A 19057-nucleotide genomic window follows, 5' to 3' on the forward strand; every position below is an offset into this window, starting at 1 on the left:
GTGGCCGGAGCATCCCAACGCAACAGCCGGACCATCGTGGCCGGGGTCAAGCTCGCGATCTTCACCGTGGTCTCGGTGCTCGTCACCGGCCTGCTGGCCGTGATCATGGGCAACTTCGGCTTCGGCGACGCCCGCACCTACCAGGCGGAGTTCGTCAACGCCAGCTCGCTGGAGAAGGGCGACGACGTCCGGGTGGCCGGGGTCAGCGTGGGCGAGGTCAAGGAGGTCGAGCACCACGGCGAGGAGAACGCCAACGCCCTGGTGACCTTCCGGGTGGAGGCCGAGCTGCCGCTGACCACGGCCTCTCGCGCCGAGGTCCGGTTCCTCAACCTGGTCGGCGACCGCTACCTCGCGCTCGAGGAGGGCATCGACAAGGGGGCCGAGCCGCTGGAGGAGGACGACGTCATCCCGATGGACCGCACCGAGCCGGCCCTCGACCTCACCGCCCTCTTCAACGGGTTCAAGCCGCTCTTCGAGGCCCTCGAGCCCGCGGAGGTCAACGAGCTGAGCCTCAACATCGTCCAGGTCCTGCAGGGCGAGGGTGGCACCGTGGAGTCGCTCCTGGAGAACACCGCGTCGCTCACCAACGCCCTCGCCGACCGCGACCAGCTGATCGGGGAGGTCGTCGACAACCTCGGCACCACGCTCGAGACCGTCGACTCCCGCCACGTGCAGCTCGAGCGCCTCGTGGTCGAGCTGCGCGACTGGATGGGCGACCTGGCGGCCGACCGCGAGACGATCGGCGACTCGCTGAGCAGCATCTCCGACCTCACCGTCGTGGTGGCCGAGCTGCTCGAGGAGGGTCGACCGCTGCTCAAGCGCGACATCGCCGAGCTGCGCAAGCTGGCGCGGTTGCTCAACGAGCCGGGCAACAAGAAGCTCGTCGTCGAGATCTTCGACCGGCTGCCGGAGTCGATGACCGACCAGACCCGGACCGGCACCTACGGATCTTGGTACAACTACTACATCTGCGGCTTCGCCGGGAAGATCACGCTCCCGGTGATCAGCGGGTTGCCGATCATCCGCGACCTCAACCGCCAGCTGAACAAGCTGGAGTTCCGATCCACCGCGCCGAGGTGCAACCAGTGACCCGGCCCAACGAGGCGCGCGCGATGCGCTACGGCGCCATCAGCATCGTGCTGATGCTGCTGGTGATGGCGGCGTCGTTCAACCTGTCCAAGTTCCCGGGGTTCCGCGGCGAGTCCTACCAGGCGGAGTTCACCGACGCCTCGGGCATCCGCCGCGGCAGCAGCGTCCAGGTCGGCGGCATCCGGGCCGGCCGGGTCTCCGACGTCGAGCTGCGCGACTCCAAGGTGCTGGTCACCTTCAGCGTCGACCAGGGCGTCGACCTGGGGGAGGACACCACGGCCGCGGTCGAGGTCCTCAACCTGCTGGGGGAGAAGTACCTGCGGATCACCCCCGACGGCGACGGCGAGCTCTCCCAGGCCGAGCCGATCCCGCTCGAGCGCACCCGCTCGGCCTACGACATCATCGGCGTCTTCGAGGACCTGACCGCGACCACCGAGCCCCTCGACGAGGACGCGCTCACCGAGGCGTTCAACGTGCTCTCCGACACCGTCGACTCGGCCGCCCCCGAGATCTCGGCCAGCTTCCGCGGGATCTCCCGGCTCTCGCGCACCGTCGCCTCGCGCGACGCCGGGCTGCAGGCACTCTTCGAGAGCTCCAAGAACGTCTCGGCCGTGCTGGCCGACCGCAGCGACGAGCTGGTCGAGCTGATGGGCAGCGCCGACCTGGTCTTCCAGGAGCTGGAGAAGCGCAAGGCCGCCATCCACCGCCTGCTCGTCAACGCCCGCACCCTCGCCCGCGAGCTGCGCGGGCTGGTGCGCGACAACCAGGCCCAGATCGGCCCCGCGCTGCGCGAGGTCGACGACCTCCTCGACACCCTGCTCAGCCGGGAGAAGGAGCTCAAGGCGACCCTCGCGGCGCTCGGGCCCTACGTCTCGATCCTCGGCAACATCGTCGGCACCGGCCCGTGGTTCGACGCCTACGCCGTCAACCTGCTGGCCATCCCGACCGGTGAGTTCCTGCCCGGCATCCCGGAGGTGCTGCGATGAGGGGCCTGCTGACGACCCGGACCGCGATCCTCCTGATCATCGCGCTGGTGGCGGTCGGGTTCGTCCTGGTCGACCGCGGTGACGCCCCCGAGCCCAAGCGCCTCACCGCCCACTTCGACCGGGCCGTGAGCGTCTACGAGGGCACCGACGTCCGGGTCCTCGGCGTCAAGGTGGGCACGGTCACCGAGGTCTCGCCGGAGGGCGAGTCGGTCCGCGTCGAGATGGAGTACGACGGCGACGTCAAGCTCCCGGCCGGCGCCCGGGCCGTGGTGGTGACCCCGACGCTGGTCGCCGACCGCTTCGTGCAGATCACCCCGGTCCACGTCGAGGGCGACGACGTCCTGGCCGACGACCACGACATCCCCCTGGCCGAGACGGCCGTGCCGGTCGAGCTCGACCGGATCTACGCCTCGCTGCGCGACCTCACCTCGACCCTGGGACCCAACGGCGTCAACCGCGACGGCACCCTCAACCACCTGCTGGTGGCCGGTGCCGACGCGCTCGAGGGCCAGGGCCAGGCCGGCAACGCGATGCTCCGCAACCTCGCGGCCGCCGCGACGACGTTCGGCAACAGCAGCGGCGACCTCTTCCAGACCGTCACCGAGCTGGCCGAGTTCACCACCACCCTCGCCGACAACGACAAGCTCGTCCGGGCCTTCATGGCCGACCTGGCCGACGTCTCCCGACAGCTCTCCGACGAGCGCGGCGAGCTGCGCGCGACGCTGGCGGCGGTGGCCGACACCGTCGGCACGGTGCGCTCGTTCGTCAAGGACAACCGCGAGGCGCTGACCACCGACGTCCGCAAGCTCAGCCGCGTGGTGCGGGTGATCGCATCGGAGAAGGAGAGCCTCGACACGGCGCTGAGCACCGCGCCGGTGGCGATCGGCAACCTCACGCTGGCCTACAACTCCGCGTCCGGCACGATCGGGTCCCGCATCGGCCTCAACGGCAACCTCGCCGACCTCGACGGGTTCCTGTGCTCGATCGTCCAGCAGTCCGCGCTGCCGCGGGTCAGCAAGGACCTCGCGTGCACGCTGTTCAAGGCGCTCCTCGAGCCCGTCCAGGGCGAGCTGCCCACGATCCCGCCATCGACCCGCACCGCCGGCCCGGCCAACCGCAGCGGCACGTCCGCCGCCCCGGTCGCCGCGACCCCGCCGGCCGACCGGCCCCAGGTCGGTGCCTACACCAGCGACACGCCGCCGTCGCTGTCGCACCTGCTCGCCGGAGGCACCTCGTGACCGCCGTACGCCGCCGCGCCGCCGCGCTGGTCGCCGGCGTCATGCTCACGACCGGGCTCAGCGCCTGCGACTTCGACGGCGCCTACGACCTGCCGCTCCCGGGGTCGCCCGTCGACGCCGACGAGGCCTACGAGGTGACCGCCGAGTTCGAGGACATCCTCAACGTGGTGCCGCGCTCCCCGGTGATGGTCGACGACGTCACGGTCGGTGAGGTGACCGAGGTCGAGCGCGTCGGCTGGCACGCCCGGATCACCCTGCGGGTGCGCGACGACATCGTGCTGCCCGACAACGCGACCGCCGAGATCCGCCAGGTCAGCCTGCTCGGCGAGAAGTACGTCGCCTTGGAGGAGCCGGTCGAGGGGGCCGTCGGGCGCCTGGGCGACAACCCCGAGGACCACATCGGTCTCGACCGCACCGGCCGCAACCCCGAGGTCGAGGAGGTGCTCGGCGCGCTGTCCTTCCTGCTCAGCGGCGGCGGCGTGGCCCAGCTGGGCACCATCACCCGCGAGCTCAACGAGGCGATGAACGGCCGGGAGGGCGAGCTGCGTGAGCTGCTCGGCAGCCTCGACCGGTTCATCGGCACCCTCGACGACCAGAAGGGCGACATCATCCGGGCGCTGGAGTCGGTCAACAACCTCACCTCCACCCTCAACCGCGAGCGCGACACGATCCAGGACGCGCTCGACGCGACCGGTCCGGCGATCGACGTGCTCGGCCGGCAGACCGACGAGCTGGTGGGCATGCTCGGCTCGCTCGACCGGCTCGGCGTGGTCGGCTCCCGGGTGATCCGGGCGAGCAAGGACGACCTCCTCGCCCAGCTCCGCGACCTCCAGCCGATCGTGGCCAACCTCAGCGCGGCCGGCGACTCGCTCGCACCGGGCCTCAACCTCCTGGCCAGCTTCCCGTTCCCGAAGGAGGCCTCCGAGATCGTGTACGGCGACTACGCCAACACCTCCATCAGCGCCGACCTCGACCTCGGGACCATCCTCGAGAACGCCCTGCCCGGCCTCGTCCCCGAGCTGCCCGGGCTGCCCGACGTCCCGATCGTCGGCCCCGCGCTCGACCAGCTCCTGTCCTGCCTGCGCAGTGGCACGATCGACTCCCGCGAGTGCCGGGCGGTGCTCCGGTCGGTGCGGCTCCTGCCCGAGCTGATCGAGCGGTGCACCACCCGCCGCTGGCGGTCGACGCCGGTCTGCCGCGCGCTCGGTCCCGTGGGCGGACTCCTCAACGGGCTCGGGGGGCTCGGCCGCAACCTCGACGACCTCGACCTGCCCGGCCTGGGCCGGCTGAGCGCGGCGCTGTCCAGCGGCGACCCCGCACCGCGGGCCGACGACACCACGCTCTTCGGGGGTGCCGACCGATGACCCGCGCCGTCCGGCTCCGGCTGCTCGCCTTCGTCGTCCTCTCCGCCGTCGGCGTGAGCTACGTCGCCGCCAACTACCTCGGCTTCGTCGACCGCGTCCTGGGTCGCGGCTACACCGTCCACGTCACCCTGCCCACCTCCGGCGGCCTCTTCGAGGGCAGCGAGGTCACCTACCGGGGCGTCAAGATCGGCAAGGTCACCCGCATGTCCACCAGTCGCGAGGGCGTCGAGGTCGACGTGGCCCTGGAGGAGGGCTCCGAGGTGCCGCTCGACTCCCCGGTGTTCGTCCACAACCTCTCGGCGGTGGGGGAGCAGTACCTCGACTTCGTGCCCGCCGACGGCGAGGGCCCCTACGCCGAGGACGGCGACACCTTCACCGGGTCGGCGGACTCGCTGCCGGTCGACGAGGCCGACCTGCTCGTCGAGCTCGACGGCTTCGTCAACTCCGTCGACCAGCGCAGCCTCCAGGTCCTCATCGCCGAGCTGGGTGACATGTTCGCCGACACCGGGCGGCCGCTGCAGCAGCTGATCGACGACGGCGGCGCCTTCGTCGACGAGGCGGCCGAGCACACCGACGAGACGGTCCAGCTGCTCGAGTCGGCGCTCACCGTGCTGCGTACCCAGCGCGACAACGGCGACAACATCACCTCCTTCTCCCGCGACCTCGCCGACCTCACCACCGCCCTGCGCGCCTCCGACGGCGACATCCGCACCGTCCTCGACGAGACGCCGCCCGCCGCCCGCGAGCTCCGGGCCCTGCTCGACGACCTCGGCCCGACCCTGCCGGTGCTGCTGAGCGACCTGATCACGGTCGACCAGGTGGTGGTGGCCAACCTCGCCGGCGTCGAGCAGCTGCTGGTCACCTACCCGCGGGTGATCGCCTCCGGCTTCACCGGCACCCCGCCCGACGGCTACGGGCACGTCAACCTCCAGTTCGACCAGACGCAGCCGTGCACCCAGGGCTACAAGCCGCGCACCGAGTGGCGCCGCGCCGACCAGCTCAGCGACGCACCGATCTTCCCGGCCCAGTGCACCGCCGGTGCGCCTTTCGTGCAGCGAGGAACACCCAACGTGCCAGGCACGCCCAACAACCCCACCAACTCCGTCGGCCGCGCCTACGGCCCCTCGAGCCAGCCCCTCGCCACCGACTACGACCCAGCCACCGGGCTGGTCGACGGTGTCGTCGACGCCGACGGCAACCCGGTCCGGTTCCAACCCGCCGGTGACCTCTCGATCCTGGGCGGCGACTCGTGGAAGTGGCTGCTCGTCGGTCCGGTGGCGGCCCCGTGACGGCCGGCGACGCCCGGCGGCGGCCTGCGCTCGTCGCGCTCCTCGCGGTGGCCGTGGTGCTTGCCTGCGCCTGCGTGGTGGGCGGGGTCCTCGTCGCCCTCGAGGCGCGCGAGCGCAGCGACGACGGTGGGTCGGCGCGCACGCAGCCGCCACCGACCGAGGTCCAGGAGCGCTACGGCGAGGCGAAGAAGGCCGCCGAGGCGACCGCGACGGCGCTGGTCAACATCGACTACCGCGAGCCGCAGAAGAGCTTCGACGCCGTCGCCACGACCTCCACCGGCACCTTCCTCGACCAGTACCAGGCCTCCTCCGACAGCCTCGTCGAGCTGGTGACCGGCTTCAAGTCGGTGCTCGAGGGCTCGGTCGCGGTGTCGGCGGTCGACGACATCGATGCCGACAGCGCGAGCGTCCTGGTCGCCACCGAGGGCACGGTCAGCAACGCCCAGACCGGCAAGGACACCCAGGTGCGCAACTTCCGACTGCTCGTCAAGCTGGTCCGCCAGGACGGCCGCTGGCTCACCAACGACCTGGAGTTCGTCGGATGAGCGGGCCGCCGCGCCGCGCGTCCCGCCCGACCCGGACGCCGACCTCGCGCCCGCGCCGGGTCGCGGGGCGGTCCCGGGTCGACGCGCCGACCGCCCCCGAGCCGCCGGAGACCGACGGCGGGGCGGGGGGCCCGGCCGTTCACGTCGGGCACGTCCCGCCCACCCAGCACCCCGAGCACCTCGACCGCACCTCGCCGCGGGTCGAGCTCGCCAAGCGCGGGGAGCCGGCCACCGCCGTACGCCGGTCGACGTCGCCGACCCGGCGCGCCGGCACCGCCGGCACCGCCGGCACCGGTGTCTCCCGCAAGCCGCTCGTGGTGCTGGCGGCCCTGGTCGTGCTGCTGCTCGGTCTGGGCGCCGCTGAGGTCGTCTACCTCACCTCCGACGAGGAGGCGACCACGTCGGGGCCGGTCTCCGACGCCCGGCCCGTGCAGGTCTCCGACCTGACGGTGCAGTCGGTGGTCGACCAGGCCGCCACCGCCGCCGACCTGATCCTCTCGGCGTCGTCCGCCGACTACGACGCGCAGGTCGAGAAGGCGACGGCGACGATGACCGACCCGTTCGCCGAGGAGTACCGCACCACCAAGGCCGACGTGAAGGACGACTTCGTCGCGGCGCGGACCGAGGTCACCGTCGACATCTCGGCCCAGGGCGTCGTCTCGGCCACCGAGGACGAGGTGGTCGCGCTGCTGTTCCTGACCCAGACGTCGCAGAAGGGCGCCGGCACCACGGTGACGCCGACGCAGTACCGGGTGCAGGTGACGATGGCCGACACCCCTGACGGATGGCTGGTCTCGGACCTGCAGGCGTTGTAGGGTCCCCCCGGAACTAGAACACGTTCCAGTTGTGGCCGCTCGACGTCGACGGAAGGATCCCCAGCGTGACCGCCGTGGACGTCGACCTCCTGATCATCGGTGCGGGCCCCACCGGCCTGTACGCCGCCTACTACGCCGGGTTCCGCGGCCACCGGATCGCGGTGGTCGACTCGCTGCCCGAGCTGGGCGGCCAGGTCACCGCGATGTACCCGGAGAAGCAGATCTTCGACGTCGCGGGCTTCCCGTCGGTCAAGGGCCGCGACCTGGTGGCCGGTCTCGTCGAGCAGGCCAACACCGCGCGCCCGGAGTACCTCCTCGACCGCACCGCCACCACGCTGGTGACCGACCCTGATCCCGTCGACGGCGGCGTCACCGTGGGCCTCGACGACGGCACGCAGGTGCGCGCCGGCGCGGTCATCATCACCGCCGGCATCGGCAAGTTCTCCCCGCGCCCGCTGCCGGCCGGCGACGGCTGGGTCGGCCGCGGGCTCGAGTTCTTCGTGCCGAGCTTCGCGCCCTACGCCGGCAAGGACGTCGTGATCGTCGGCGGCGGCGACAGCGCCTTCGACTGGGCTCTGCACCTCGAGCCGATCGCCCGGTCGGTCGCCCTGGTGCACCGCCGCGACGCGTTCCGCGCCCACGAGCGCACCGTCGAGCAGGTGCGGGCGTCGTCGGTCGAGATCCTCACCCACGCCCAGGTGACCGCACTGCACGGCGACTCCCTCGTCGAGTCGGTCACCGTCGAGGTCGCCACCGCCGACGGCACCGAGACCACCACCCGCCCGTGCCAGGCGGTCGTGGCCGCGCTCGGGTTCCTCGCCGACCTCGGTCCGATGCAGCAGTGGGGCCTGGAGGTGCGCAAGCGGCACATCTGCGTCAACCCCGCCATGCAGACCAACCTGCCGCGCGTCTTCGCCGCCGGCGACATCACCGAGTACGACGGGAAGGTCCGGCTGATCGCGGTCGGCTTCGGCGAGGCCGCCACGGCCGTCAACAACGCCACGGTGGCCATCGACCCCAGCGCCAAGGTCTTCCCGGGCCACTCGTCCGAGGGTTCCTAGAAGGAGAGCAGATGAGGATCAAGGTCGACTTCGACCTCTGCGAGTCCAACGCGCTGTGCGAGGCGATGGCGCCGGAGGTCTTCGAGCTGGACGACGACGACTACCTCGTGGTCAAGGCCGACCAGACGACGCCGGAGACCCTCGACGACGTCCAGCGCGCCGTGGCGGCCTGCCCGCGCGCGGCCATCTCGCTGCAGGAGGACTGACCGTGCCCGATCCCGTGGCGGCAGCAGCCGCCCCGACCGACCCCTCGACCGACCCCTCGACCGACCTCGACGGCCGGGTCGCCATCGTCACCGGCGCCGGGGCCGGCCTGGGCCGGGCCGAGGCCGTCGCCCTGGCCCGGGCCGGGGCGCGCGTCGTCCTCAACGACCTGCCGGGTGCGGCCGACGACGCCGCCGACGAGCTCAAGGGCCTGGGCGCCGAGGTCGCCGTGGTCGAGGGCGACGTCTCCGACGCCGGGGTCGCGCAGGAGATGCTCGCGGCCGCCGTCGACGGGTTCGGGTCGCTCGAGGTCGTGGTCAACAACGCCGGCATGACCCGCGACCGGATGCTGTTCAACATGACCGACGACGAGTGGGACGCCGTCGTCCGGGTGCACCTGCGCGGGCACTTCCTGCTCTCGCGCAACGCCGCGTCGTACTGGCGTGGGCGGTCGAAGGAGACCGGCGCCCCGGTCTACGCACGAGTGGTCAACACCGCCTCCGAGGCGTTCCTCGGCGGCTCGCCGGGCCAGGCCAACTACGCCGCCGCCAAGGCCGGCATCACGGCGCTGACGCTGTCGACCGCGCGGGGCCTGGGCAAGGTCGGCGTCCGCGCCAACGTGATCTGTCCGCGCGCCCGCACCGCGATGACCGCCCAGGTCTTCGGCGCCGACGAGTCGGGGCTCGACGTCGACCCCTACTCGCCCGAGCACGTCGCGCCGCTGGTCGCCTGGCTGGCCTCGCCGGCCGCCGAGGCCGTCACCGGCCAGGTGTTCGTGGTCTACGGCGGCATGGTCGCGCTGGTCGCGGCGCCCGTCGTGGAGCAGCGCTTCGACAAGAGCGGTGCTCTCTGGACCGCCGATGACCTCTCGGCGCAGCTCGGCGACTACTTCGCCGACCGCGACCCCGCCGTCGGCTTCGCCGCCGACTCGATCATGCAGCTGGAGGTCTGACGTGGCCGGACGTCTCGCGGGGAAGGTCGCCATCGTCACCGGTGGTGCTCGGGGCCAGGGCGCCGGCATCTGCCGGGCCTACGTCGCCGAGGGCGCGAAGGTCGTGGTCGCCGACGTGGCCAAGGACGAGGGTGCCGCGCTGGCCGACGAGCTCGGCGAGGCTGCGCACTTCGCCCACCACGACGTCAGCGACCAGGCCTCCTGGACGGCGGTCGTCGACGACGCCAACGAGCGGTTCGGGCCGGTGAGCGTGCTGGCCAGCAACGCCGGCATCCTGCGCTTCGGGTCGATCGCCGAGATGCCGCTGGCCGAGGTCGAGCTGCTGTTCCGGGTCAACCAGCTGGGCTGCTGGCTGGGCATGCAGGCGGTCGTCCCCACGATGCGCGCCCACGGCGGCGGGGCCATCATCAACTCCTCCTCCACCGAGGGCCTGGCCGGGATGGCGAACACCGCGGCCTACGGCGCCACGAAGTTCGCGATCCGCGGCATGACCAAGGCCGCCGCCCACGAGCTCGGGAAGTACAACATCCGGACCAACAGCGTGCACCCCGGCATGATCGACACCCCGATGACGCGGGTGCACGGTGGCGACGCGGCGATGGAGTACGGCGCCTCCAAGGTCCCGCTGCGCCGGGTCGGCACCCCCGACGACGTCGCCCCGCTCTACGTCTTCCTGGGCAGCGACGAGGCGACGTACCTCAACGGCGCCGAGATCGCGATCGACGGAGGCGTCACGGCCACCCACGGCTTCGGCGGATAGGTTCTGCGGCATGGCCAACCAGCGTGGGCAGATCGTGATGACGCACGACGAGGTCGTGGAGTTCCTGCACCAGCAGCGCTCCGCGACCGTGGCGACCATGGGCCCGACGGGCCGGCCCCACCTGGTCGCGATGTGGTACGCCGTCCACGACGGCGCGGTGTGGATCGAGACCAAGACCAAGTCGCAGAAGGTCGTCAACCTCCGCCGCGACCCCACGATGTCGTTCCTCGTCGAGACCGGCCACACCTACGACGAGCTCCGCGGCGTCGCCCTCGAGGGCACCGGCGAGATCATCGACGACCCGGCGGTGGTCTGGGACGTCTGCGTCAACGTGTTCGAGCGCTACAACGCGCCGTACACCGAGGAGCTCAAGCCGTTCGTCGAGCTGATGGCCAAGAACCGCGTCGTCGTCCGCCTCCAGGTCGACCGCACCCGCTCCTGGGACCACCGCAAGCTCGGTCTCGACCCGATCGCGCTCGGTGGGACGACGGCGGAGTTCTTGTAGCCCGACGGTGGGTCGGGGGTCGGGGGTCGGGGTCTCAGCCCCCGGCGACCAGCACCCCGCCGCCGGCAGGTCGGTCGCGCAGCAACAACCCGACGGCGGTCTCGAGGTGCGCGCCGGTCTCGGCGGCGGTGGAGCGGCCGGTGACCCAGGCGACCAGGGCGGAGAGCCAGACGTCGCCGATGACGCGGGCGATGGCGACGTCCTCGTCGGTGGGCTCGGTGGTGGCCTCGGGGTGCATGGCGCGGGTGAGCATCGAGGTCAGCAGCATGCCGACGGCGTGGATCTCCGCGGCCACGGAGGCGTCGGCGAACATGAAGGCGCGGGTGAGGGCCTCGGTGACCTTGGGGTTGCCCTGCAGGCCCCGGGTGGTGCGCTTCATCACCCAGATGACCCGCTCGGCCTGGGTGTCGCCGGGGATCTCGAGCTCGCGGAACGTCGTCTCGTTGCGCTCGAACTCCCGCGCGAGCGCCGAGACGAGCAGGTGGATCTTGGAGGGGAAGTAGCGGTAGAGCGTGCCGAGGGCGACCTCGGCCTTGTCGGCCACGGCGCGCATCTGGACGGCGTCGAAGCCGCCCTCGCGGGCCAGCTCGTAGGTGGCGTCGAGGATCCGCTTGCGGCGGTCGCGCTGGGCGGCCGAGCCGAGGTCGTCGACGCTCAGCGAGTTGGCCGGGGGAGGGGACGTCGGACCGGACGCCTCGCGGGACGGCGGGTCGGACTGGGAACTGGTGGTGACGCTCATCGGGACCCCATGGTCTGCCTGGGTCCCCCACGGCACTCGCGCGTCGTCGCTGATCGAGGAATGCGCTGGGGACGGCTCTCGTTGTCTGATCTGCCCCACTAGGCTAGCGGGCGGTGGGCCATAATAGGAACACGTTCTATCTCGTGCGGCCGTGTGTCGCCCAAGGCACCGGAGGCTCGACCGCACATGCGCATCGCCATGCTGTCCTACCGCAGCAAACCCCACTGCGGCGGGCAGGGGATCTACCTGCGTCACCTCAGCCGTGAGCTGACCGCGCTCGGCCACCACGTCGAGGTGTTCTCGGGCCAGCCCTACCCGGTGCTCGACGAGGGCGTCGCGCTGACCAAGGTGCCCAGCCTCGACCTCTACCGCGAGCCCGACCCGTTCCGGGTGCCCAGGCTGCGCGAGTTCCGCGACCTCATCGACGTCGAGGAGTTCCTCACCATGTGCGTGGCGGGCTTCCCCGAGCCCAGGACGTTCAGCCGCCGGATCAGCCGGATCCTCAAGGAGCGGGCCGGCGAGTTCGACATCGCCCACGACAACCAGGTGCTGGGCACCGGCCTGCTCGACATCGAGGGCTACGGGCTGCCCCTGATCACCACGCTGCACCACCCGATCACCTACGACCGGCGCATCGACCTGGCCCAGACCCGCAACCCCTGGCGCAAGATCACCCTGCGCCGCTGGTACGGCTTCCTGCGGATGCAGGGCAAGGTGGCCCGGCAGGCGCGCAAGATCATGACGCCGTCGGAGACCTCCAAGCGCGACATCGCCACGGACTTCGGCGTCGACCCCGCCAAGATGCAGGTGATCCTGCTCGGCGTCGACGACATGTTCGTGCCGCCTGATGAGACCGTGAAGCCGCGCGTCCCCGGCCGGATCATGGCGATGGCCAGCGCGGACGCCCCGATGAAGGGGATCGCCACGCTGCTGGAGGCGTTCGCCAAGCTGCGCACCGAGCGGGACGTCGAGCTGGTGCTGGTCAGCAAGCCGCAGGCCGGCGGGCGCACCGAGAAGCTCATCGAGAAGCTCGGCATCGGGCCGCACGTCCGGTTCGTCCACGGCGTCACCGACCTCGAGCTGGTCGAGCTGATGGGCTCGGCCCAGGTCGCCTGCGTGCCGTCGCTCTACGAGGGCTTCTCGCTGCCGACCGCCGAGCTGATGGCGTGCAGCACCCCGCTGGTCGTCTCCCGCGCCGGCGCCATCCCCGAGGTCGTCGGACCCGACGGCGAGTGCGCCGACCTGGTCACGCCGGGCGACGTCGAGGAGCTCAAGACCGCCGTCGGCGCGCTGCTCGACGATCCCGAGCGCCGGGCCCGGATGGGCGAGGCCGGACGCCGCCGCGTGCAGGAGATGTTCAGCTGGCGCGCCGTCGCGGTGAAGGTGGCGGCGGCGTACGAGGACGTGATCGCGGACTTCCGCCGCGAGCAGACCGCCACGAACCACCCGAGCCAGGAGGGCTGACCCCGATGCTGACCGTCGACTTCGACCGCCTGGGCCTGCGGCCCGGTGACCGCGTGCTCGACATGGGCTGCGGTGCCGGCCGGCACGCCTTCGAGGTCTACCGCCGCGGGGGTGACGTCGTCGCCTTCGACATGGACGCCGACGAGCTCGCGGGCGTGCTCGAGCTGTTCGGTGCCATGAAGGAGGCCGGCGAGGTGCCCGAGGGCGCCGAGGCCGACATCAAGCAGGGCGACGCGCTGGCCCTGCCGTTCGCCGACGGCGAGTTCGACCGGATCGTCGCCGCCGAGGTCCTCGAGCACATCCACGCCGACGTCGACGCGATCAAGGAGCTGGTCCGGGTGCTCCGGCCCGGCGGCACGATGGCCGTCTCGGTGCCCCGCTGGCTGCCCGAGGTCATCAACTGGAAGCTCTCCGACGACTACCACAACGCCGAGGGCGGTCACATCCGGATCTACACCGACCACGAGCTGATCGACAAGGTGACCAAGGCCGGCCGGTTCAACGACGGCACGCCCGGCGACGCGATGGTCCACATCGGCAAGGACTACGCCCACGGTCTGCACGCGCCGTACTGGTGGATCAAGTGCGCGGTCGGCGTCACCAACGACGACCACCCGGCGGCCAAGGCCTACCACCGGCTCCTGGTGTGGGAGATCATGAAGCAGCCCAAGGCCCTGCAGCTGGCCGGCAAGGTGCTCGACCCGCTGATCGGCAAGTCGATGGTGCTCTACTTCCGCAAGCCCGAGTCGACGCAGGGCCCGCATGCCTGAGCGGCTCCCGTACGTCGCCGGCGTCGTCAGCCCGGCCCAGGTCGCCGAGACCGCGGCCTCGATCGCCTCGATGCAGGAGCCCTGCGGCGCGGTGCCGTGGACGACGGGCGAGCACGTCGACATCTGGAACCACGTCGAGGCCGCGATGGCGCTGCTCGTCGGCGGCCAGGTCGACGCGGCCGAGCGGGCCTACCGCTGGGTGCCGACGATGCAGCGCGCCGACGGCTCGTGGCCGATGAAGATCGTCGGTGGCGAGGTCGACGACCCGCGGGGCGAGGTCAACATGAGCGCCTACCTCGCGGTCGGCGTCTGGCACCACTGGCTGGTCCGGCACGACATCTCCTTCGTCGTGGAGATGTGGCCCGCGGTCCGCGCCGGGCTCGACTGGGTGGTCTCGCTGCAGCACCCGTTCGGCGGCATCCAGTGGACGCCCGAGGACGAGTTCTGCCTGCTCACCGGCAACTCCTCGATCTACCACTCGTTGCGCGCCGGCGTCGCGCTCGCCGACCTGCTCGACGAGCCGCAGCCCGAGTGGGAGCTCGCCGGCGGCCGGCTCGGGCACGCGATCCGCGAGCACCGTGACCTGTTCGCCGACAAGGCGACGTACTCGATGGACTGGTACTACCCCGTGCTCGGCGGCGCGGTCCGCGGCGACGCCGCGCGCGCGCTGCTGGCATCGCGGTGGGACGACTTCGTGGTGCCGGGCCTCGGCATCCACTGCGTCGACACCAACCCCTGGGTCACCGGCGCCGAGACCTGCGAGCTCGCGATGGCGCTCGACGTCGCCGGCGACCACCGCCGGGCGCTCACCCTGCTCACCGACATGCAGCACCTGCGCGGCGACGGCGGCGGCTACTGGACCGGCTGGGTCTACCGGGCGTCGGGTCCCGACGAGTCGAAGGACGTCTACTGGCCCGTCGAGCACACGACGTACACCGCGGCCGCGGTGATCCTGTGCGTCGACGCGCTGGGGGAGACCTACGGCCACAGCTCGCCGGGCTCGGGGATCATGCGCGGCACGTCGCTCGCGCCGCACTTCGCCGAGATCGCGCTCGAGTGCGGGTGCGACTCCGAGCACGCGGGTCGCTAGGCGGCTGCGACGGATGGTGCTCAGCCCACCGCCTCACCAGCGGCGCCGGAGACCCGGCGCAGCACCCGCATCGAGCCGAGCGCCTCGACCTCGGTGAACGCGCCGCCGGCCAGCGCCCGCTGGAAGACGTGGTACGGCGGCCGGCCGCCGTCGGCGGGGTCGGGGAAGACGTCGTGGATGACCAGCAGCCCGCCCGGCTGCACCCACGGCGCCCAGCCGGTGTAGTCGTTCTGGGCGTGCTCCTCGGCGTGGCCGCCGTCGATGAACAGCAGGCTCAGCGGTGTGCGCCAGTGGGCGCTGACCGTGGTGCTGCGGCCCACGAGGGCGACCACGACGTCCTCCAGGCCGGCGTCGTGGATCGTGCGCCGGAACGTCGGCAGCGTGTCCATCCGACCGACCTCGGGGTCGACGAGCGAGGGGTCGTGGTGCTCCCACCCGGCCTGGTTCTCCTCCGAGCCGCGGTGGTGGTCGACGGTGAGGACCACCGCGTCCGCGCCGGCGGCCCGGGCGGCGGCGCCGAGGTAGATCGCCGACTTGCCGCAGTAGGTGCCGACCTCGAGCAGCGGGCCGTGTGCGGCGCGCTCGGCGGCGTGGCGGTGCAGGAGCAGGCCCTCGTCGGCGGGCATGAAGCCCTTGGCGGCGAGCGCGTGGGCGAGCAGGTCGGCAGGCATGTCGGGCACCGCGCCAGGATAGTAGGATTGGAACACGTTCTAGTTTTCGCCCGACCGGTCGAGGAGTCGCATGAGCATCGGGATCTCCGTGGAGCACGTCGAGCTGGCGGCGAGCCTGCAGGGCTGGGCCTCGGCCCTTGGCGGCATCGAGGCCGCCCGGCTGGCCGAGGGCGACGCCGACGCGACGTTCGACGAGGTCTGGAAGGGCGTCGCCGAGATGGGGCTGACCACGATCGGCCTGCCCGAGGCCGCCGGTGGCGGCGGGGGGTCGGTGCTCGACGTCGCCGTCGCCCTCGAGGCCTGCGCCCACGAGCTGGTGCCGGGTCCGCTGCTGGCCGCCACGGTCGCCGCGCTGGTGACCGGGCGCGACGAGCGGTTCGCCCTGGTCCTCGACCCCGGCCTGCGCGTCGTCCTCGACCTCCCCGGCGCCGGTCACGTGCTGCTGCCCGACGCCGGCGGCGCCTGGTGGGTGGTCCCGGCGGCGGCGCTGGCCGGCACCACGTCGGCCGGCCTCGACCTCACCCGTCGGGTCTCGAGCGCCGAGCCCGTCGACCTGGCCGACGCGACCACGGGCGCCGAGCCGGCGCCGGGCATCACCACCGACCTCGTGCGGCGCACGCTGGTCACCCTCGCCGCCGCCGAGGCGAGCGGGATCAGCCGCTGGTGCCTGGCCACCGCGGTCTCCTACGCCCAGGTGCGCGAGCAGTTCGGCAAGCCGATCGGGGCGTTCCAGGCGATCAAGCACCTGTGCGCCGAGATGCTCGAGACGGCCGAGGCCGTCACCGCCGCAGCGTGGGACGTCGCCGCGGTCGCCGACCCACGGTCCGAGGGAGCAGCCGGCGCAGAGCAGTGGTCGTTCGCGGCCGACGTCGCGCTGGTCACCGCGTTCGACGGGGCCGTCGAGGTGGCCAAGGCGTGCATCCAGGTGCTCGGCGGCATCGGGTTCACCTTCGAGCACGACGCCCACCTCTACCTGCGCCGGGCGCTGGCGCTGCGCGCGCTCGTCGGCGACGGCGACAGCGCCGCCGAGCGGCTCACGGCCGCCGCCTCGTCCGGCACCCGGCGCCAGGTGCGCGTCGACCTCGAGGGCCGCGACGAGGCCGTCCGCGACGACGTCCGCTCCACCGTCGCGCAGATCGCCGCGGCCGGCGACACCCGTCGCGCCCTCGTCGAGACCGGCTACCTCACGCCCCACTGGCCGGCGCCGGCCGGCCTCGCCGCCGACGCCGTGACCCAGGTCGTCATCGACCAGGAGCTGGCCCGCGCGGGCGTCACCCGACCCGACATCGTGATCGCCGGCTGGGCGCTGCCCACCATCCTCGAGCACGGCACCGACGAGCAGCGCGAGCGGTTCGTGACGCCGTCGCTGCTCGGCGAGCTGGTCTGGTGCCAGCTGTTCTCCGAGCCCGGCTCCGGCTCCGACCTCGCCTCGCTGCGCACCCGCGCCACCAAGGTCGACGGCGGCTGGCGCCTCTCGGGCCAGAAGGTCTGGACCTCGGTCGCCGAGAGGGCCGACTGGGGCATCTGCCTGGCCCGCACCGACCCGGACGCCCCGCAGCACCGGGGCATCGGCTACTTCCTGGTCGACATGCGCCACAGCGACGGCCTCGAGGTGCGGCCGCTGCGCGAGATCACCGGCGAGGCGCTGTTCAACGAGGTGTTCCTCGACGACGTCTTCGTGCCCGACGACTGCCTCGTGGCCGGCCCCACCGACGGCTGGCGCCTGGCCCGGACGACGCTCGCCAACGAGCGCGTCGCGATGGCGACCTCCCGCCTCGACAAGTCCACCGAGCGTGCGGTCGCCCTCGCAGCCGGCGCCGACCTGACGCCGGGCCAGCGCGTCGCGGTCGGCCGGTCGGTCGCGCTGTCCACCGTGTGCCTGCTGCTCGGCGTCCGGACGGTGCTGCGCTCGCTCGCCGGGCAGGGGCCCGGGGCCGAGTCGTCGGTGGCCAAGCTGCTCGGCGTGCGCAACCGGCAGGACGGCGCCGAGCTGGTCGTCCGGCTCCTCGGCGACCGCGTGCTGCTGGCCGGCGCCGTCGAGCGCGACGGCGACGAGGTCGCCGCCGCCACCTGGGAGATGCTCAACACCCGCTGCCTCTCGATCGCGGGCGGGACCACCCAGGTCCTGCGCAACGTCGTCGGCGAGCGGATCCTCGGGCTGCCCCGGGGCTAGCGACCAGGGCTCACGACCCCTTGACCGCGGCGTCCTGGTCGACCTGGTCCTCGTGGTCGAGACCGGCCCGCCAGGTGTTCCAGTGCCAGTGCAGGTAGCGGTCGATCGCGCGCACGACGTGGGAGGAGCGGATCGAGGGGAAGACGTCGAAGGCGTGCTGGGCGCCGGGCAGCTCGGCGTACACGACCGACGACGTGGACACCTCGCGCAGCCGCTCGACGAAGAGCCGGGCCTGGCCGACGTCGACCAGGGTGTCGTGGGCGCCGTGGAGCACGAAGAAGTCGGGGGCGTCGGGGGTGATCCGCAGCAGGGGCGACGCCGCCTCGAACGCCTCGGGGTCGTCGCGCCAGCGCCGACGCAGCACCCGCGGCCCGAAGAACTGGTCGCGCATCTGCTCCGCCGAGCGCAGCCCGGTCGAGCCGGCGACGTCGTAGACGCCGTAGTGGGGGACCGCGCACTGCACCGAGGTGTCGGCGTCCTCGAAGCCGGGCTGCCAGGACGCGTCGCCGGCGGTCAGCGCGGCCAGGGCCGTGAGGTGGCCGCCGGCGGAGCCGCCGGTGATCGCGAGGTACGACGGGTCGCCGCCGTGCTCGCCGATGTGCTCCTTGACCCAGGCGATCGCCTGCTTGACGTCGATGACCTGCGCCGGGAACAGGTCGCGCGGCGCGAGCCGGTAGTTGATCGCCACGCACACCCAGCCCTTGGCGGCGAGGTGGTTCATCAGCGGCAGGCCCTGCTGGTCCTTGTTGCCGATGGTCCAGGCGCCACCGTGCACCTGCAGCAGCACCGGGGCGCCGCCGTCGGGCACCCCGCCCGCCGGCGTGTAGACGTCGAGGTGGCCGCGGCGGCCGTGGTCGTTGTAGGAGATGTTGCGCTCCACGTGGACCTCGCGGCTGCGCACCCGGAAGGGGTAGACGAGCCGCCGCCACGGGACCGCGAGGTCGGCGGGGGTGGGCATCGTGTCGAGCTGGTCGCGGTAGTCGGGCCCGAGCGCCTCGGTGAGCGCGTCCTCGGCGACCACCTGCACCTGCTGGCCCTGCCGCACCAGGTAGGCCAGGCCGGCCGCGCTGGCGCCGGCGAGGGCCAGGCCGCGCCAGTCGCGACGGGCGCCCCGGGCGTGGGTGGCGGCGTCGGCCGCGGTGACCGCCAGCAGGTGCGGCGCGAGCTCGGTGGCCAGCCAGCCGGCGAAGAACGAGGGCACCGCCGCCCGGTAGCCCGGGAGCGGGCGCAGGGCGTTGGCGGTGACGGCGGCGGTGACGACCTGACGACGGAGGAACCCCATGCGCGGGAGCCTACGCGTCCTAAGCGCCTGTCTTACCGTGCAGGATGAGACGTTCGCCAC

At 72.5% G+C, this 19057-nt stretch carries 19 protein-coding genes; 16 read left to right on the top strand and 3 right to left on the bottom strand.

All coding sequences use genetic code 11. The annotated features are described in order from the left end of the window. From AC4MBH_RS21570 to AC4MBH_RS21625, 12 genes are all read left to right on the top strand, one after another. A complete protein-coding gene (locus tag AC4MBH_RS21570) occupies nucleotides 1-1089 on the top strand; it encodes an MCE family protein (RefSeq protein WP_491797465.1) in 1089 nt (362 codons plus the stop codon). Beyond that, nucleotides 1086-2075 carry an MCE family protein gene (locus AC4MBH_RS21575; protein ID WP_491797466.1) on the top strand — a complete coding sequence of 330 codons (990 nt, stop codon included), beginning with the start codon at nucleotides 1086-1088 and terminating at the stop codon, nucleotides 2073-2075. The genes AC4MBH_RS21570 and AC4MBH_RS21575 overlap by 4 nt, the downstream gene beginning before the upstream one ends. Further along, a complete protein-coding gene (locus AC4MBH_RS21580; RefSeq protein ID WP_491797467.1) occupies nucleotides 2072-3313 on the top strand; it encodes an MCE family protein in 1242 nt (413 codons plus the stop codon). The genes AC4MBH_RS21575 and AC4MBH_RS21580 overlap by 4 nt, the downstream gene beginning before the upstream one ends. Further along, nucleotides 3310-4677, top strand: a complete 1368-nt coding sequence (locus tag AC4MBH_RS21585; RefSeq protein ID WP_491797468.1) for an MCE family protein — start codon at nucleotides 3310-3312, stop codon at nucleotides 4675-4677. Before AC4MBH_RS21580 ends, AC4MBH_RS21585 begins: the two co-directional genes overlap by 4 nt. Beyond that, nucleotides 4674-5966 carry an MCE family protein gene (locus tag AC4MBH_RS21590; RefSeq protein ID WP_491797469.1) on the top strand — a complete coding sequence of 431 codons (1293 nt, stop codon included), beginning with the start codon at nucleotides 4674-4676 and terminating at the stop codon, nucleotides 5964-5966. The genes AC4MBH_RS21585 and AC4MBH_RS21590 overlap by 4 nt, the downstream gene beginning before the upstream one ends. Continuing rightward, entirely contained in the window at nucleotides 5963-6511 is a 549-nt protein-coding gene (locus AC4MBH_RS21595) for an Rv1363c family protein (RefSeq protein ID WP_491797470.1), read from the top strand. Before AC4MBH_RS21590 ends, AC4MBH_RS21595 begins: the two co-directional genes overlap by 4 nt. After that, nucleotides 6508-7326 carry a hypothetical protein gene (locus AC4MBH_RS21600; protein ID WP_491797471.1) on the top strand — a complete coding sequence of 273 codons (819 nt, stop codon included), beginning with the start codon at nucleotides 6508-6510 and terminating at the stop codon, nucleotides 7324-7326. Before AC4MBH_RS21595 ends, AC4MBH_RS21600 begins: the two co-directional genes overlap by 4 nt. A gap of 65 nt (nucleotides 7327-7391) precedes the next feature. Then, the gene (locus tag AC4MBH_RS21605; RefSeq protein WP_491797472.1) at nucleotides 7392-8387 is read left to right on the top strand and encodes an NAD(P)/FAD-dependent oxidoreductase; all 996 of its coding nucleotides are present in this window, start codon (nucleotides 7392-7394) and stop codon (nucleotides 8385-8387) included. Nucleotides 8388-8398: 11 nt separating this feature from the next. After that, nucleotides 8399-8593, top strand: coding sequence for a ferredoxin (locus AC4MBH_RS21610; protein WP_491797473.1), 195 nt, complete (start codon nucleotides 8399-8401; stop codon nucleotides 8591-8593). 2 nt (nucleotides 8594-8595) lie between these two features. Then, complete coding sequence (locus tag AC4MBH_RS21615; protein WP_491797474.1) at nucleotides 8596-9543, top strand: 3-oxoacyl-ACP reductase; 948 nt, start codon at nucleotides 8596-8598, stop codon at nucleotides 9541-9543. A 1-nt stretch (nucleotide 9544) separates the two neighbouring features. Continuing rightward, a complete protein-coding gene (locus tag AC4MBH_RS21620) occupies nucleotides 9545-10303 on the top strand; it encodes a glucose 1-dehydrogenase (protein WP_491797475.1) in 759 nt (252 codons plus the stop codon). 10 nt (nucleotides 10304-10313) lie between these two features. Further along, nucleotides 10314-10808, top strand: a complete 495-nt coding sequence (locus AC4MBH_RS21625; RefSeq protein ID WP_491797476.1) for a pyridoxamine 5'-phosphate oxidase family protein — start codon at nucleotides 10314-10316, stop codon at nucleotides 10806-10808. A gap of 34 nt (nucleotides 10809-10842) precedes the next feature. Here AC4MBH_RS21625 and AC4MBH_RS21630 read toward each other — a convergent pair whose 3' ends face one another. Beyond that, nucleotides 10843-11547 (bottom strand): TetR family transcriptional regulator, encoded by a 705-nt coding sequence (locus AC4MBH_RS21630; RefSeq protein WP_491797477.1) that lies wholly within the window; start codon nucleotides 11545-11547, stop codon nucleotides 10843-10845. A gap of 186 nt (nucleotides 11548-11733) precedes the next feature. Here AC4MBH_RS21630 and AC4MBH_RS21635 point away from each other — a divergent pair, with 186 nt between their 5' ends. From AC4MBH_RS21635 to AC4MBH_RS21645, 3 genes are read left to right on the top strand one after another with little or no spacing between them, the layout of a single operon-like run. After that, nucleotides 11734-13011, top strand: coding sequence for a glycosyltransferase family 4 protein (locus tag AC4MBH_RS21635; protein ID WP_491797478.1), 1278 nt, complete (start codon nucleotides 11734-11736; stop codon nucleotides 13009-13011). A gap of 5 nt (nucleotides 13012-13016) precedes the next feature. After that, entirely contained in the window at nucleotides 13017-13781 is a 765-nt protein-coding gene (locus tag AC4MBH_RS21640) for a class I SAM-dependent methyltransferase (RefSeq protein WP_491797479.1), read from the top strand. Then, entirely contained in the window at nucleotides 13774-14871 is a 1098-nt protein-coding gene (locus AC4MBH_RS21645) for a prenyltransferase (protein WP_491797480.1), read from the top strand. Before AC4MBH_RS21640 ends, AC4MBH_RS21645 begins: the two co-directional genes overlap by 8 nt. A gap of 20 nt (nucleotides 14872-14891) precedes the next feature. Here AC4MBH_RS21645 and AC4MBH_RS21650 read toward each other — a convergent pair whose 3' ends face one another. Further along, the gene (locus AC4MBH_RS21650) at nucleotides 14892-15542 is read right to left on the bottom strand and encodes a class I SAM-dependent methyltransferase (RefSeq protein ID WP_491797502.1); all 651 of its coding nucleotides are present in this window, start codon (nucleotides 15540-15542) and stop codon (nucleotides 14892-14894) included. Between the two features lie 70 nt (nucleotides 15543-15612). Here AC4MBH_RS21650 and AC4MBH_RS21655 point away from each other — a divergent pair, with 70 nt between their 5' ends. Beyond that, nucleotides 15613-17715, top strand: coding sequence for an acyl-CoA dehydrogenase family protein (locus AC4MBH_RS21655; protein WP_491797481.1), 2103 nt, complete (start codon nucleotides 15613-15615; stop codon nucleotides 17713-17715). A 10-nt stretch (nucleotides 17716-17725) separates the two neighbouring features. On the opposite strand, the gene AC4MBH_RS21660 is transcribed toward AC4MBH_RS21655, so the two are convergent. Next, nucleotides 17726-18997: an alpha/beta hydrolase fold domain-containing protein gene (locus tag AC4MBH_RS21660; RefSeq protein ID WP_491797482.1), complete on the bottom strand. Its 1272-nt coding sequence runs from the start codon at nucleotides 18995-18997 to the stop codon at nucleotides 17726-17728. Between the last annotated feature and the right edge of the window lie 60 nt (nucleotides 18998-19057).

The organism is Nocardioides sp. WJ219, from assembly GCF_058559815.1.